The sequence below is a fragment of the Pseudomonas sp. genome (assembly GCF_035512415.1).
Lineage (GTDB): Bacteria > Pseudomonadota > Gammaproteobacteria > Pseudomonadales > Pseudomonadaceae > Aquipseudomonas.
This window is the reverse complement of the sequence record NZ_DATKDZ010000005.1, coordinates 224,373-239,462: the sequence shown is the minus strand read 5'-3', so window position 1 is coordinate 239,462 and position 15,090 is coordinate 224,373. Positions and strand designations below refer to the sequence as shown.

Sequence of the window (15,090 nt, the reverse complement as noted above, 5' to 3'; positions counted from 1 at the left end):
GCCCACTTTACGAGGATTACCCATGAGCCACGTTCCCAGCGACAAGCCCTTTACCCTGGCCGGCCGTACCTACCAGTCGCGTCTGCTGGTCGGTACCGGCAAGTACAAGGACCTTGAGGAAACCCGTCTGGCCATCGAGGCTTCGGGTGCCGAGATCGTTACCGTGGCGGTGCGCCGTACCAATATCGGGCAAAATCCGGGCGAGCCGAACCTGCTGGATGTGATCTCGCCGGACAAGTACACCATCCTGCCGAACACCGCTGGTTGCTACGACGCCGTTGAAGCGGTGCGTACCTGCCGCCTGGCCCGCGAGCTGCTCGACGGCCACAAGCTGGTCAAGCTGGAAGTGCTGGCCGACCAGAAGACCCTGTTCCCCAATGTGATCGAAACCCTCAAGGCCGCCGAAGTGCTGGTCAAGGACGGCTTCGACGTGATGGTCTACACCAGCGATGATCCGATCATCGCCCGCGAGCTGGCGGCCATGGGCTGCATCGCGGTGATGCCGCTGGCGGGTTTGATCGGCACCGGCCTGGGTATTTGCAACCCGTACAACCTGCGCATCATCCTCGAAGAAGCTACCGTTCCCGTATTGGTCGATGCCGGTGTCGGCACCGCGTCCGATGCCACCATCGCCATGGAACTGGGCTGCGAGGCGGTGCTGATGAACAGCGCGATTGCCCATGCGCAGAATCCGATTCTGATGGGCGAGGCGATGAAACACGCAATCATCGCTGGGCGCATGGCCTACCTGGCCGGGCGCATGCCGAAAAAACTCTATGCCAGCGCTTCGTCGCCGCTGGATGGCCTGATCAAGTAAGAGCACGTTTACGATTTGCTGCGCTTCGGCCCTGCTGCGTTAAAAACAGGCTGGAGCGCCAGCCCGGTCGTAATGCTCATTTACAACTCGTAAACTCCGCTTCCTCGCCTGTTTTTGCCTTGCATGGCTCTAGCTCGCGAAATCGTAAAAGCACTCTAAAAGCACTTTAAGAGCACAGCATGACCGAATTGCAGCAACAGCCTGAGCCGGCTGAAGACACCTCCAAGCACCGCGCGATCAAGAGTTTCGTGATGCGTGCCGGGCGCATGACCGAAGGCCAGCAGCGCGGCCTCGATCAGGGCTGGCCGAAGTTCGGCTTGCAGCTGGACGACGGCTTGCGTGATTTCGACCAGGTGTTCGGTCGCAGCGCGCCGCGTACCTTCGAAATCGGTTTCGGCATGGGCCATTCCACTCTGGAAATGGCCGCCGCATCGCCCGAGCAGGACTTTATCGGGGTGGAAGTGCACCGCCCGGGTGTCGGCGCGTTGCTCAACGGCCTGATGACCCAGAACCTCAGCAATATGCGCGTCTACAGCTGCGATGCGCTGGAAGTGCTGCGCAACTGTGTGGCCGACGCCAGCCTCGACCGGGTGCTGCTATTCTTTCCGGACCCGTGGCACAAATCCCGTCATCACAAACGCCGCATCGTTCAGGCGTCCTTCGCCGAACTGGTCCGCCAGAAGCTCAAGGTCGGCGGTGTGCTGCACATGGCCACCGATTGGCAGCCTTACGCGGAGTACATGCTGGAAGTGATGAATGTGGCACCCGGTTACCAGAATCTGGCTGAAGAGGGACAGTATGTGCCGCGCCCGACGGAGCGTCCGACCACCAAGTTCGAGCGCCGCGGCGAGCGTCTCGGCCATGGCGTCTGGGACCTGAAATTCCAGCGTAACGACTGATCCCGGCAACGCCAGCGCATGGCTGGCGCACCCAACAAACACAGGGATGACTGCACAAGAGCGGCTCAGTCGCCTCCTGCCAGGATGGCTCCTCACCAAGACGGCCTATCAACCCGCCCGCTAACGGACGGGTCATAAGAACAGCAGCCCTGCTTCGGCCAGGTTGCGAGGAGATCGCTGTGTTGAAAGTATTTTCATGTCTATTGCTGACTGCCTTTGCCCTGCAGGTGCAGGCCCAGCCTGCCCGTCTCGGACAGGATCTGACTCCGCTGGGAGGTGAGCGCGCGGGCAATGCCGCCGGCACCATCCCCAGCTGGGAAGGTGGCCTGGCGCAACCGCCGGCCAACTACCGCGCGGGTATGCACCACCCCGACCCCTATGCCCAGGACGCTCCGCTGTACCAGGTCAACAGCCAGAACCTGGCGCAGTATCAGGCCCAGTTGCCGGCGGGGTTGAAAGTGTTGCTGGAGAAGAACCCGGATTACTTCCTGCGGGTTTTCCCGACTCGCCGTAGCGCGGCTGCGCCGCAACGCATCTATGACGCCTCCCGCTTCAATGCGCAGAGCGCCGAGCTGATTTCCGGCGGCAATGGCGTCGATGGTGTGGCGGCCGGTATCCCGTTCCCGCTGCCGAAAACCGGCCAGGAAGCCATCTGGAACCACATCATGCGTTACCGTGGCGAGCAGATCCGCTTCGTCACCAACCAGGCGGCAGTACTGGCCAACGGCTCGTATAACCTGCTCAAGCTGGAGCGCGACATCTACTTCCTCTACGGCCGCGAGGGCGTCACCCCGCAGGACCTGGACAACACCCTGTTCTATTACAAGTACAAGGTGGTCGCTCCCTCCAAGCTCTCGGGCTCGGCGCTGGTGGTGCAGGAAACCCTCGACCAGGTGCTGGCGATCCGCAAGGCCTGGCGCTTTAGCCGCGGCGAGCGGCGCGTGCGGCGTCTGCCGATGCTGGCCTACGATACCCTGCAGCCGGATACCAACGGCCTGGCCACCGCCGATCAGGTGGATGTCTATAACGGCGCGCCGGACCGCTACGACTGGCAGTTGATGGGCAAGCAGGAAATGCTGGTGCCCTACAACAGCTATGCGGTGCATCAGCAGGGCATCCCCTACGACAACATCCTGCAGCGCGATACCGTCAACCCGCAGTTGCTGCGTTACGAGCTGCACCGCGTGTGGGTGGTGGAGGCCGATTTGCGCAAGGGCTTCAGCCACCCCTACGCCAAGCGTCGTTTCTATATCGACGAAGACAGCTGGCAGGTGTTGGCGGTCGATCTGTACGACAAGGCTGGCGAGTTGATCGGGGTGCAGGAAAGCCATCCGATCAGCTATTACGACGTGCCTATGTTCGGCAGCACCCTGGAGACCATCTACGACTTCAAGGGCAAGCGCTACTTCGTCGACGGCCTGGATAACAACGAACCCATGTACAACTTCAAGGCCCAGCTCAGCCCCCGCGACTTCACCCCGCAGGCCCTGCGCCGCGAAGGTAACTGAGTTCGCCTTTTGGGCCTGCAGTTGACGCTGGTGCGCACGGCGCACCCTACCTATTAGCGAGTCTGTAACCCAGAAAAGGCCCGACCTTGAGTGATCAAGGTCGGGCCTTTTGCTGTGGCAATCAGGCTGTGAAGATCCAGCGCTGTAAGCGCAGCGGGGTACCCCGCTTCTACGGTGTCTGCATGACCCCGTAGGGTGCGTTGTGCGCACCAAGAATCAGCCGCTGACCCGGGTGCGCAAGGTGTACAAAGTCAGCTCCCTACGCACTCAAGGCCGCAACCTTAAGGCAGCGTGGTACTGGAACATAGCCTTTTATGGTCGTCACATTGATGCAGCGCAGAGGTCCCATGCTGAGCCTGGTCTAGGATCATAGGCCTTCGGATCCACTCAGGGAGCAAGGTGATGAGCATGATGAAGGCAGCGGTATTTATCGAGCCTGGGCGTATCGAACTGGTGGATAAGCCCATTCCAGAGGTGGGACCCAATGACGCGCTGGTGCGGCTCACCACCACCACGATCTGCGGCACCGATGTGCATATCCTCAAGGGTGAATACCCGGTGGCCAGGGGTCTGACCGTCGGCCATGAGCCGGTGGGCATTATCGAAAAGCTCGGCAGCAATGTGCAGGGCTATCAGGAAGGCCAGCGGGTCATCGCCGGAGCCATCTGCCCCAGTTTCAGCTCCTATGCCAGCCAGGACGGTTATCCGGCTCAGGATGGCGGCTGCAGGTGCCACGGCTACAAACCCATGGGCGGCTGGCGCTTTGGCAACAGCATCGACGGCACCCAGGCCGAGTATGTGCTGGTGCCCGACGCCCAGGGCAATCTGGCCCCGGTGCCGGATGGCCTGAGTGACGAACAGGTGCTGATGTGTCCGGACATCATGTCCACCGGCTTTGCCGGGGCCGAGGCTGCCAATATCAAGATCGGCGATGTGGTGGCGATCTTCGCCCAGGGCCCGATCGGCCTGTGCGCCACGGCGGGAGCCAAGCTGCGCGGGGCCAGCTGCATCATCGTGGTGGACGGGGTCGAGCAGCGCCTGCAGATCGCCCGGCAGATGGGCGCCGATATCACCCTCAACTTCAATCAGGTGGACGTGGTCGAGGAGATCCTGCGCCTGACCGGCGGCCGTGGCGTGGATGCCTCGATCGAAGCCCTGGGCCTACAGTCCACCTTCGAGAGTGCCCTGCGCGTGCTCAAGCCTGGCGGCACTCTGTCGAGCCTGGGCGTCTATTCCAGCGACCTGACCATCCCCTTGGGGGCCTTCCATGCCGGTCTGGGTGACAACAAGATCGTCACCTCGCTCTGCCCAGGTGGCAAGGAGCGCATGCGCCGGTTGATCAATGTGGTGGCCAGCGGGCGTATCGATCTCAGCCCCCTGGTCACTCACCACTATGCCCTGGACGACATAGTCGCGGCCTACGACCTGTTCGCTAACCAGCGTGACGGGGTGCTCAAGGTGGCGATCAAGCCGTTTGGCTGAGGCTAATTGCGATCGGCCAGGATGCCGATCACGAAGAACACCAGAATCAGCACCGGGGCCAGGGTGAAGTTGTTGAAGAAGCCCAGGCCCTTGGCCAGGTACGGCGTGGCGAAGACGATCAGCAGGCCGTAGCCCACGGCGCAGAGCAACACGAAGATCAGGGTGCGGAAAATGAAGTTCATGCTGCTGGTGTTGCGCTGCACCCAGGCGTTGATGCCGGGGCCGAACAACACCAGCAGGGTGGCCATGATCGCCAGGGAGATGTCGTAGAGGTGGCTGCGGCTCCAGCGCGACAGAGTGACGATCAGGTCGAGTAGCAGGTCCATCAGGTTTCCTTAGCCGTGTGGGCGCATGCGTCAGGGTAGAAAGTGTTGCAGCAGGTCGTTGAGAAACAGCTGGCCTTCGCGGGTGGCGCTCAGGCGTGCCGGGTCGCTGTGCAGCAGGCCACGTTGCTCGGCCTCGGCGCGCGCTGCAGTGAGTTGGCTGAGCGGTAAACCGGTGCGCTGAGTGAACAGTTCGCTGGCGACGCCGTCCGTGAGGCGCAGCACATTCATCAGAAATTCGAAGGGCAACTCATCTGCGCTCAACGGGCGCTCGCCGGCGCTAAAGCGCTTGCTGCGGTCCAGATAGTCCTTGGGCAGGCGGGTTTTCCAGCTGCGGCTGATGCTGCCGTCCGGGCGGCTCAGCTTGGCGTGAGCGCCGGCACCGATGCCGAGGAAATCGCCAAAGGTCCAGTAGTTGAGGTTATGCCGCGCCGCCTTGCCGGCCTGGGCGTAGGCCGAGACTTCGTACTGCGCGTAGCCTTCGGCGGCCAGCAGGGCCTGTCCGGCTTCCTGAATGTCCCAGAGAATATCGTCCTCGGGCATCACCGGTGGTTGGTTCCAGAACACCGTGTTCGGCTCCACGGTCAGCTGATACCAGGACAGATGCGTCGGCCCCTGGGCGATAGCGATACGCAAGTCGCTCAGGGCATCCTCGATGGACTGGTCCGGCAGGCCGTGCATCAGGTCGAGGTTGAAATTGTCGAAGCCGGCGGCGCGGGCCATATCGGCTGCGTGCACCGCTTCATCGCCGTCGTGGATCCGTCCCAGAGCGATCAGCTTTGGCCCCTGGAAGCTCTGCACGCCGATCGACAGACGATTGATACCGAGGCTGCGGTAGTCGCGGAACTTGGCTTGTTCGAAGGTGCCAGGGTTGGCTTCCAGGGTGATTTCGATATCTGAGGCAAACGGCACGCGCCGCTCCACACCTTCAAGCAGGCGGCCGAGGGCTTTGGCCGAAAACAGGCTGGGGGTGCCGCCGCCAAAGAAGATCGAACTCAGCGGACGGTTGTAGACCTGCGCCAGATCGGCATCCAGATCCGCCAGCAGGGCGTCGACGTATTCTTCTTCCGGCAGGTTCGGCCCGGCGGCGTGGGAGTTGAAGTCGCAGTAGGGGCACTTCTTCACGCACCAGGGGATGTGGATATACAGCGCCAGAGGCGGCAGCTGAAAGCCCCTCACCCCCGGCCCCTCTCCCGGGGGGAGAGGGGAGGATAAGCCCATCTCTTCTTGAGAGAGGGGGTTGGGCGAGGGCTGCGGTTTCATGCCAGGCCTAACCGCTGTTTCAGCAGCGCCATGGCGCGGGCGCGGTGGCTGATCTGGTTTTTCTCGGCAGACGGCAGTTCGGCGCTCGAGCATTCGCGCTCGGGCACCCAGAACAGCGGGTCGTAACCAAAGCCTTCCACGCCTTGCGCCGCGTGCAGGATGCGCCCATGCCAGAGGCCTTCGCAGATGATCGGCAGCGGGTCGTCGGCATGCCGCACCAGCGCCAGGCAGCAGACGAACTGTGCGCCGCGCTCGGCATCTGGCACATCCTTTAGCACGTCGAGCAGCTTGGCATTGTTTGCCGCATCACCCTGGCCATCGGCGTAGCGCGCCGAGTAGATACCCGGTGCGCCCCCGAGAAAGTCCACCGCCAGGCCGGAGTCGTCGGCCAGCGCTGGCAGGCCGGACAGCCGGGCGGCATTGCGCGCCTTGAGGATGGCGTTCTCGACAAAGGACAGACCGGTCTCTTCCGGCTCCACCTTGGAGAATTCGCCCACCGAGCGCACGCGTACGCTGCTGCCGAGCATGGCCTGCAGCTCTTTGAGTTTGCCGGCGTTATGGCTGGCGAGTACAAGCTCGTTGAAGTGGCTCATTCGTCTGGGAAGAATTCCTGGTTGAAGTCGAAGCTGCGCGCCACGCCATCGGCGGCGGTGACATTGATGGTAAAACGCAGCACTTCGCGCTGGGTGAAGGGGAACTGGGCCAGGTAATAGATGGCGGTGCCCTCGGTGACCTGCTTGAAGGCCAGCGGGTGGCTGCGCCCGACCAGGTCCTTGACCTCGCCACTGACGGTAGCGTTGCTGGGGATACCGGCCTTGAGCACGGAGATATTCACCACGCCCTGGGTCTTGCTGCGCACCAGGCCCACGGCTGCGGCGATATCCGGCTGCAGAAAGCCCGAATTGAAAGCGATGTAGTGCACGTCCAGGTCGCCGTAGCTCTGCTTGCGTTCGGCCAGGGCCGGCAGGCTCAGACACAGGGCGATAAGGAGGAGGGCAAGGCGGTTCATAGGGGGACTCCTGAAATAAGTGGTGCGGTGGCGACGGCCTGGCAGGCCGATGAAAAACTACCTACGTTGGCAATCCTGCGTTAAAAACGGCCTAAAAATGCTCATTTACAGCTCGTAAACTCCGCTTTTTCGGCCGTTTTTGCCTTGTCTTGCCTGCCTCGCCTACGTTTTTCAACGGCCTGCTAGGGGGCGAGCGGCGCATCCTGGGCGGTCGGTCCGCTGATCCGGTAAATGCCGATTTCACCTAACAGATTAGGCCAGATCCGGCTGGCCCAGCCGTGCCGGTGGTCGCGGTCGACCGCCAGGCGATCCATCACGCGGGCACCCTGGTCATGGCACAGGTTTTCGAAGTCTTCGAAGGTGCAGAAGTGGATATTCGGCGTGTTGTACCAGGTGTAGGGCAGGAAATCCGACACCGGCATACGGCCCTTGCTCGCCAGATACCAGCGGCAGCGCCAGTGGGCGAAGTTGGGGAAGGTGATGATGCAGGTCTTGCCGATGCGCAGCATCTCCGCCAGCACCTTGTCGGGGTAGTGCAGGGCCTGCAGCGACTGGGTCATGACCACCACGTCGAAGCTGTTGCTGGCGAAGTTGCCCAGGCCCTTGTCGAGGTTCTGCTCGATCACGTTGACGCCCTTGCTGACGCACTGGGCGATATTTTCCGCATCGATTTCCAGGCCGTAACCGCTGACCTGCTTGTGCTCAGTCAGCCAGGCCAGCAGCTCGCCATTGCCGCAACCCAGGTCGAGGACCCGGCTGCCGGCGGGAATCCATTCCTGAATGATGTCTAGGTCCGCTCGCATGGCTACACCTTGATCCGTTTCATATAGCTGTCGAAAGCCTGCAGATAGCGCGGGATGGGGATCAGGAAGGCGTCGTGGCCCTGGGGTGCGTCGATTTCCAGGTAGCAGACGTTCTTCCGTGCGGCGGTCAGGGCATCGACGATTTCCCGCGAGCGCGCCGGCGAGAAGCGCCAGTCGGTGGTAAAGGACATTACGCAGAAATCCGCGCTGACATGGGCCAGGGTCTTGGCCAGGTCGCCGTCATGGCTGGCCGCCGGGTCGAAATAATCCAGCGCCTTGGTCATCAGCAGGTAGGTGTTGGCGTCGAAACGCCCGGAGAACTCTTCACCCTGGTAGCGCAGGTAGCTTTCCACCTGGAACTCGACGCTGTGGAAGTCGTAGTTGAGCTTCTCGCTTTTCAGTCCGCGGCCGAATTTCTCGCCCATGGCGTCGTCGGACAGGTAGGTGATATGGCCGACCATGCGCGCCAGCATCAGGCCGCGTTTGGGGATCACGCCCTGTTCCTGAAAGTGCCCGCCATGGAAGTCCGGGTCGGTGAGGATGGCCTGGCGCGCCACTTCGTTGAAGGCGATATTTTGCGCCGACAGCTTGGGTGCCGAGGCGATGGCCAGGCAGTGGCGGATGCGCTCGGGGTAGCTGATCGCCCACTGCATGGCCTGCATGCCGCCCAGGCTACCGCCGATTACCGCGGCCCACTGGCTGATGCCGAGGCGGTCGGCCAGGCGCGCCTGGCTGTGCACCCAGTCTTCCACGGTCATCACCGGGAAGTCCGCGCCAAAGGGCTTGCCGGTGGCGGGGTTGAGGCTGCTGGGGCCGGTGGAACCGTTGCAGCCGCCGAGGTTGTTCAGGCTGACGACAAAGAACTTGTTGGTGTCGATCGGCTTGCCGGGGCCGATGCAGCTGTCCCACCAACCTGGTTTACGGTCTTCAGCGCTGTGATAACCGGCAGCGTGATGATGGCCGGACAGGGCGTGGCAGATCAGTACGGCGTTGCTCGCCGTGGCATTTAGCTGGCCATAGGTTTCATAGACCAGTTGGTAGTCGGCCAGGCTGCGCCCGCAGGCCAGCGCCAGGGGTTCGGCGAAATGCGCCAACTGGGGCGTCACCAGGCCAACAGAGTCTTGGGGGAAGGCAGTTGACATCGACCCTGCTCGTAATCAAAGAAGAGCCGCAGTCTAAAGAGCGCCGCCGCGGGCGGCAAGCGCACGGGCGGCGTTGGCGGGACCGGACTATTCGCCGACGCTGTGTGGGCGCGCTGCTCCTGGCAGGGTGACCACTTTGCCCTGGCGTTGTATCGGTGCCGGATGGCGCAAGATGCGCAGCATGTCGTTGGCCTGGGCCAACTGCTGCTCAAGCTCGGTAGCGTAGCGCCCCAGTTGCTGGCCGCGCTGGCGCGCCTGCTGGGTTTGTTGGGCCAGGGCCTTGAGCCGCAGCATATGGGTTTCCAGCTGTTGCTTGTGTTCCAGGCTGTGCTGCAGCAGCGGCATCAGGGCATCGTTGGCCCATTGCTCGGCTTCCCGGCGCACGCGCTGGTGCAAACCGATGACTTCCTGCACCAGGGTGGCGAAGAAGCGTTTGCTCAGGCTGCGTTGCTCGGTAAACAGGGTTTTCAGCTGCAGGCGGAACTGATCGGCCTTGGCCTTTTGCTGCGCGAGCTCGCGCTGGTAGCGGCCGATATTGAACTGCGGGGCGTCGACCCCGTGCAGTGGGTTCTCTTCGTTGTGCCGGCGGTAGATGGCCGCAACCATCTTGTTGGCCATCTCGGCTTCCTGGGCCAGGTTGTGCAGATCCTGCTTCACGCTGCGGAAGAAGTGCAGGATGGCTCGGTTGATGCCCAGGGTGGTCCAGCTGCCGGTAAGGTTGCGCCGCACCTTGTTCAGGTGTTCGTCCAGGCGCTCGCTGCGGGCGGCGCTGCGCAGCAGGTCGCCCTGGCGCTTGAGCAGGCGCTGGTTGGTTTTCAGGCCAAGCAGGCGGCGGTGATGCAGGCTGTGTTCCTGCTTGGTCTTGGCGGTCAGCTCGAACAACAGCTGGCCGTTGTCCTGCTGGTGATTGTCGAGCAGGGCCTGTTGCTCGTTGACTTTTTCCAGGCGCAGCTTGAGCACATGCTCGCTGTTCTGCAGCATGGCCAGCACCTGGTTGACCACGCGGCCCTCCAGCAGGCGCTCCTTTTGCGCGATGATGCGCTCGCAGAGCAGCTTCTCCAGGTTGGCCATCTGGCTGCGGGCCAGCAGCTCGGGGTCCTTGCGCACCTTGGCGAGCATTGCCTGTTTGGCCGACAGCGGCAGCACCTCGGAGGCATCGATGCCCAGCTGCCGGGCCGTGCTGGCCTGGATCTGGCGGATTGCGCTTTGCACGAAAGCTTCGCCGGCCAGGTCGTCCCAGAGTACGTCGATCTTGTTCAGCACAGCGAACAGGCAGGTCTGGGTATCGTCATCGAGTTGGCGGATATGTTGCTGCCACACCTCCATGTCACTGGCGGTGACGCCGGTGTCGGCGGACAGCAAAAAGATGATCGCCTGGGCGCTGGGCAGCATCGACAGGGTCAGCTCCGGCTCGCTGCCCAGGGCATTCAGCCCAGGGGTGTCGAGGATGCGCAGACCCTGGCGCAGCAGCGGGTGGTCGAGGTTGACCAGGGCATGGCGCCAGGCCGGTACCAGCACCTCGCCCGGTTTGTTGGTGCTTTCCAGCATGTCCGGGTGGAAGCCCAGGGCGATGGCCTGCTCGACTGGCATGGGTTTGGTCTTGGCCACCTGGGTAAAGGCCTGGACCATATTGTTCGGATCGCTAAGGTCCAGGGGGATATTCACCCAGTGCCGCGGGATGCGCTTGAACTGGGCGATGCTGGCCTCAGCGAGGCGGGTCTCGATCGGCAGCAGGCGGATATAGGAACGTTCCGAGCGCGGGTCGAAGAACAGCTCGGTGGGGCACATGGTGGTGCGCCCGGCCTGGGACGGCAGCATGCGCTGGCCGTAGGAGGAGAAGAACAGGCTGTTGATCAGCTCGGTCTTGCCGCGGGAAAACTCGCCGACAAAGGCCAGGGTGATGTGATCAGTACGCAGCAGCTTCAGCGCGCGTTCGAGCTGAGCTTCCACGGTTTCGGAGTTGAGCCGATTGGTTACCAGCCAGCTGCGATAGCGGGTGATCTCGCGCATCAGCTCGCGCTTCCAGGCGACGTAGGCATCGACCTGTTGAGTGAGACGTTCCATGCTCATCCGGGTTTCCTCCGCTTGATCCGTCCACAAGGGCTGACCCGGCGGGAAGTCCGCGGGGGCTGAAGCGTCTGCTGCAACCATGCCGCTGCCACTTGGCGAAGGGGCGATTTTTGCGGGCTGGGTTGCCTGGCATTATGCGGTTCATATGAATGACGTCAATCACCCGTCATGCAGCTCCAGACTTAGGGTTGGTCAGGGGCCTCGATGGTGACTCCGAGGGTGGCCGGAAAGTGGCGCGGCTGTTTGATCCGCACGCGCTTCTGCCGGCTCTGCTGGCCACTTTCCAGGCTGACCTGGCTCTTGCCGACGGCAAAGGCGGCCGCCAGAAACGCCAGTAGTTGGGCATTGGCCTTGCCGTCCACTGGCGGTGCCGTGAGGCGGATCTTGATCCGCTCGCCGTGCAGCCCGGCGAATTCGTCCTTGCTCGCTTTGGGCTGGAGGTGGCAGTCGAGGATCAGGTCCTCGCCATCCCAGTGGTAATAACTCATCAGATCGCCAGGCTGAGACCCTTGTACATGCCGGTCATGATCGCCAGGTTGCGGATCACCAGCATGTCGATCAGGTTGAGCAGCAGAAAGGCCACGATCGGCGACAGGTCCATACCGCCCATGCTCGGCAGGATGCGGCGGATCGGCGCGAGCAGCGGTTCGCAGATCTGATTGATCAGCTCGGCCGCCGGGTTGTGGGTGCCGGGGGCCACCCAGGAGAGGATCACGCTGATGATCAGGGCGAAGAAGAACACCTTGAGGAACAGCGCGGTCACGCCAATGATCGACCACACCAGCAGCTGCAGCGGGTTATTCAGCTCATAGCCGAGTAGCAGCAGGGTCAGCGCCATCAGCACCAGCTGCACCAGGATCGCCAGCACCAGGGAGGCCAGGTCGAGACCCGCGAGGCTGGGAATTACCCGGCGCAGGGGGCGCAGCAGGGGTTGGGTGGCGCGCACGATAAACTGGCACACGGGGTTGTAGAAGTTGGCCCGCACCAGTTGCAGGATAAAGCGCAGCAGCACGATCAGCAGGTAGAGGCTGCCGATGGTTTGCAGGATATAAACCGCGGCGGTGTTGAGTCCGATCATGTTGGTTCCTTATTGACCCAGTTGTTCGGCCAGTTCCGCCGAACGGTTGGCGGCGGCGTTGAGGGCTTTCTCGACCAGGGCTTCGAAGCCGCCGGCCTGGAAGGTGTTGATTGCCGCTTCGGTGGTGCCGGCGGGAGAGGTTACGCGGCGACGCAGCTCGGCGGCATCGACGTCACTGGCCACCGCCATGCGCGCAGCCCCAAGGGCGGTGTGCAGGGTCAGTTGGGCGGCGGTGTCGCGGGGCAGGCCGAGTTTCTCCCCGGCGGCGGTCATGGCTTCCATCAGCAGGAAGAAATACGCCGGGCCGCTGCCGGACACCGCGGTGACGGCGTCGATCAGGTCTTCCTTATCCAGCCACAGGGCCAGGCCGACGGCGCTGAGCAGTTGCTCGGCCTGCTGGCGCTGGGTGGCGGAAACATGGCTGTTGGCATACAGGCCGCTAACGCCCTGGCGCAGCAGGGCCGGGGTGTTGGGCATGCAGCGCACGATGGCGCGAGGGCCCAGCCAGTTTTCCAGGCTGGCGCAGCTGATGCCCGCGGCAATCGACACCAGCAGCTGGCCCTCACTCAGGTGGGGGGCCAGATCCTGGCACACCGCCTTCATCACCTGAGGTTTGACCGCCAGCACGATGATATCGGCCCCGGCCGCAGCCTGGGCGTTGTCGGCGAACAGTTCGATGCCGTGCTCCGCGGCGATCTTCGCGCGCTGCTCGGCTCCGCGGTCGCTGGCCTTGATGGCGCTGGCGTCGATGCCCTGGGCGCGCAGGCCGCCGATCAGGCTGGCGGCCATATTGCCGGCACCGATAAAGGCAATGCGGGGAGTGGTCATAGGGGCTTCCTTAATAAGTCTGCTGGCAAATTCGATCAGTTGTGGCCGTAGTCGCGAGCTCCGAACAGGGCGGTGCCAATGCGCACCCAGGTCGCGCCTTCGCCGATGGCCGCTTCCAGGTCATGGCTCATGCCCATGGACAGGGTGTCGAGGCCCAACCCCAGGCCGTCCTGCAACTCGCGCAGGCGGGCGAAAGCAGCATGCTGACAAGCCACATCGTCGGTCGGCTCGGGGATTGTCATCAATCCACGCAGGCGGATGTTGGGCAGTTGTGTAACCGCCTGTGCCAGGGCCGGCAGTTCATCCGGGTTGCAACCGGACTTGCTGGCCTCGCCACTGACATTCACCTGCAGGCAGATATTCAGCGCCGGCAGATGCGCCGGGCGCTGATCGGACAGGCGCTGGGCGATCTTCAGGCGATCCACCGAATGAACCCAGGCGAAATGCTCGGCAATGGCCTTGGTCTTGTTCGATTGAATGGGGCCGATAAAGTGCCAGATCAAGGTCAGGTCGCCGAGTTCGAGCTGTTTTTCCAGAGCCTCCTGCAGGTAGTTCTCGCCAAAATCCCGTACGCCGGCGGCAAAAGCCTGGCGAATCGCCGCAGCCGGTTTGGTTTTGCTTACCGCAAGCAGGCCGACAGTCGCACAATCTCGCTGCGAGGCTTGCGCCGCCTCACGGATACGCACTCCGACCTTTGCAATATTCTCTGCTATCGTGGACATTACTTGCGCCCGCCGCCTGGGTTTCGCGGCATTCTACCGCCATTAGGGAGTCCCATGGATATCACTGAGTTGCTTGCCTTCAGCGCCAAGCAAGGTGCATCGGACCTGCATCTCTCCGCTGGTCTGCCGCCGATGATTCGGGTTGACGGCGATGTGCGCCGGATCAATTTGCCTGCCCTGGACCATAAACAGGTGCATGCGCTGATCTACGACATCATGAACGACAAGCAGCGCAAGGATTTCGAGGAATTCCTCGAGACCGACTTCTCCTTCGAGGTGCCTGGCGTGGCGCGCTTCCGGGTCAACGCCTTCAATCAGAATCGCGGTTCGGGTGCGGTGTTCCGGACTATTCCGTCGAAAGTGCTGAGCATGGAAGACCTCGGTATGGGCGAGATCTTCCGCAAGATTTCCGATGTGCCGCGCGGCCTGGTGCTGGTCACCGGGCCAACTGGCTCGGGCAAGTCGACCACCCTGGCGGCGATGCTCGACTACATCAACAGCAACAAGTACCACCACATCCTTACCGTGGAAGACCCGATTGAATTCGTTCACGAGTCGAAGAAGTGCCTGATCAACCAGCGTGAAGTGCACCGCGATACCCTCGGTTTCTCCGAAGCCTTGCGCTCGGCCCTGCGGGAAGACCCGGACATCATCCTGGTCGGCGAGATGCGTGACCTGGAAACCATCCGCCTGGCCCTGACCGCCGCGGAAACCGGTCACCTGGTGTTCGGCACCCTGCACACCACCTCGGCGGCCAAGACCATCGACCGGGTGGTCGACGTGTTCCCCGCCGAAGAAAAATCCATGGTTCGCTCCATGCTCTCCGAGTCCCTGCAATCGGTTATCTCCCAGACCCTGCTGAAGAAGATCGGCGGCGGTCGGGTGGCGGCCCACGAGATCATGATCGGCACCCCGGCGATCCGTAACCTGATCCGCGAGGACAAGGTGGCGCAGATGTATTCGGCGATCCAGACCGGCGGCACGCTGGGCATGCAGACCCTCGACTCCTGCCTCAAGGGGCTGGTGGCCAAAGGCATCGTCAGCCGCGAAGCGGCTCGTGAGAAAGCCAAGACGCCGGAAAACTTCTAACCAGACGATACCCGCGCGGCCTTGGGCCGCACGGGTTCAGGCCAGCGGCGAGTCACA

16 protein-coding genes are annotated in these 15,090 nt (G+C 62.7%); 5 read left to right on the top strand and 11 right to left on the bottom strand.

Annotated elements, in window-relative coordinates:
• The first annotated feature begins 22 nt into the window (after window positions 1-22).
• From VMP31_RS02385 to VMP31_RS02370, 4 genes are all read left to right on the top strand, one after another.
• On the top strand, window positions 23-817 hold the full coding sequence (locus VMP31_RS02385) for a thiazole synthase (protein WP_305589071.1): 795 nt from the start codon (window positions 23-25) through the stop codon (window positions 815-817).
• 179 nt (window positions 818-996) lie between these two features.
• Entirely contained in the window at window positions 997-1,716 is a 720-nt protein-coding gene (trmB, locus tag VMP31_RS02380) for a tRNA (guanosine(46)-N7)-methyltransferase TrmB (protein ID WP_325503684.1), read from the top strand.
• A 182-nt stretch (window positions 1,717-1,898) separates the two neighbouring features.
• The gene (locus VMP31_RS02375; RefSeq protein ID WP_414705423.1) at window positions 1,899-3,224 is read left to right on the top strand and encodes a DUF1329 domain-containing protein; all 1,326 of its coding nucleotides are present in this window, start codon (window positions 1,899-1,901) and stop codon (window positions 3,222-3,224) included.
• A 399-nt stretch (window positions 3,225-3,623) separates the two neighbouring features.
• Entirely contained in the window at window positions 3,624-4,706 is a 1,083-nt protein-coding gene (locus VMP31_RS02370; protein WP_325503680.1) for an NAD(P)-dependent alcohol dehydrogenase, read from the top strand.
• A gap of 2 nt (window positions 4,707-4,708) precedes the next feature.
• On the opposite strand, the gene VMP31_RS02365 is transcribed toward VMP31_RS02370, so the two are convergent.
• From VMP31_RS02365 to VMP31_RS02315, 11 genes are all read right to left on the bottom strand, one after another.
• Window positions 4,709-5,032 (bottom strand): DUF3392 domain-containing protein, encoded by a 324-nt coding sequence (locus VMP31_RS02365; RefSeq protein WP_325503678.1) that lies wholly within the window; start codon window positions 5,030-5,032, stop codon window positions 4,709-4,711.
• 30 nt (window positions 5,033-5,062) lie between these two features.
• Window positions 5,063-6,250: a radical SAM family heme chaperone HemW gene (hemW, locus tag VMP31_RS02360; protein WP_414705422.1), complete on the bottom strand. Its 1,188-nt coding sequence runs from the start codon at window positions 6,248-6,250 to the stop codon at window positions 5,063-5,065.
• Between the two features lie 38 nt (window positions 6,251-6,288).
• Complete coding sequence (gene rdgB / locus VMP31_RS02355) at window positions 6,289-6,885, bottom strand: RdgB/HAM1 family non-canonical purine NTP pyrophosphatase (protein ID WP_325503674.1); 597 nt, start codon at window positions 6,883-6,885, stop codon at window positions 6,289-6,291.
• The gene (locus VMP31_RS02350; protein WP_325503672.1) at window positions 6,882-7,301 is read right to left on the bottom strand and encodes a DUF4426 domain-containing protein; all 420 of its coding nucleotides are present in this window, start codon (window positions 7,299-7,301) and stop codon (window positions 6,882-6,884) included. The genes rdgB and VMP31_RS02350 overlap by 4 nt, the downstream gene beginning before the upstream one ends.
• A gap of 182 nt (window positions 7,302-7,483) precedes the next feature.
• Window positions 7,484-8,104, bottom strand: coding sequence for a methionine biosynthesis protein MetW (metW, locus tag VMP31_RS02345; protein ID WP_325503670.1), 621 nt, complete (start codon window positions 8,102-8,104; stop codon window positions 7,484-7,486).
• A gap of 2 nt (window positions 8,105-8,106) precedes the next feature.
• Window positions 8,107-9,246 carry a homoserine O-succinyltransferase MetX gene (metX, locus tag VMP31_RS02340; RefSeq protein ID WP_325503668.1) on the bottom strand — a complete coding sequence of 380 codons (1,140 nt, stop codon included), beginning with the start codon at window positions 9,244-9,246 and terminating at the stop codon, window positions 8,107-8,109.
• 87 nt (window positions 9,247-9,333) lie between these two features.
• Entirely contained in the window at window positions 9,334-11,316 is a 1,983-nt protein-coding gene (locus VMP31_RS02335; protein ID WP_325503666.1) for a dynamin-like GTPase family protein, read from the bottom strand.
• Window positions 11,317-11,498: 182 nt separating this feature from the next.
• Window positions 11,499-11,804, bottom strand: coding sequence for a DUF167 family protein (locus tag VMP31_RS02330; RefSeq protein WP_325503664.1), 306 nt, complete (start codon window positions 11,802-11,804; stop codon window positions 11,499-11,501).
• Entirely contained in the window at window positions 11,804-12,394 is a 591-nt protein-coding gene (locus VMP31_RS02325; RefSeq protein WP_325503662.1) for a YggT family protein, read from the bottom strand. Before VMP31_RS02325 ends, VMP31_RS02330 begins: the two co-directional genes overlap by 1 nt.
• A 9-nt stretch (window positions 12,395-12,403) precedes the next feature.
• Window positions 12,404-13,222, bottom strand: coding sequence for a pyrroline-5-carboxylate reductase (gene proC, locus VMP31_RS02320; RefSeq protein WP_325503661.1), 819 nt, complete (start codon window positions 13,220-13,222; stop codon window positions 12,404-12,406).
• 35 nt (window positions 13,223-13,257) lie between these two features.
• The gene (locus tag VMP31_RS02315) at window positions 13,258-13,944 is read right to left on the bottom strand and encodes a YggS family pyridoxal phosphate-dependent enzyme (RefSeq protein WP_325503659.1); all 687 of its coding nucleotides are present in this window, start codon (window positions 13,942-13,944) and stop codon (window positions 13,258-13,260) included.
• 54 nt (window positions 13,945-13,998) lie between these two features.
• On the opposite strand from VMP31_RS02315, the gene VMP31_RS02310 reads away from it, so the two are divergent.
• Entirely contained in the window at window positions 13,999-15,033 is a 1,035-nt protein-coding gene (locus VMP31_RS02310) for a type IV pilus twitching motility protein PilT (RefSeq protein WP_325503657.1), read from the top strand.
• Window positions 15,034-15,090 lie beyond the last annotated feature (57 nt).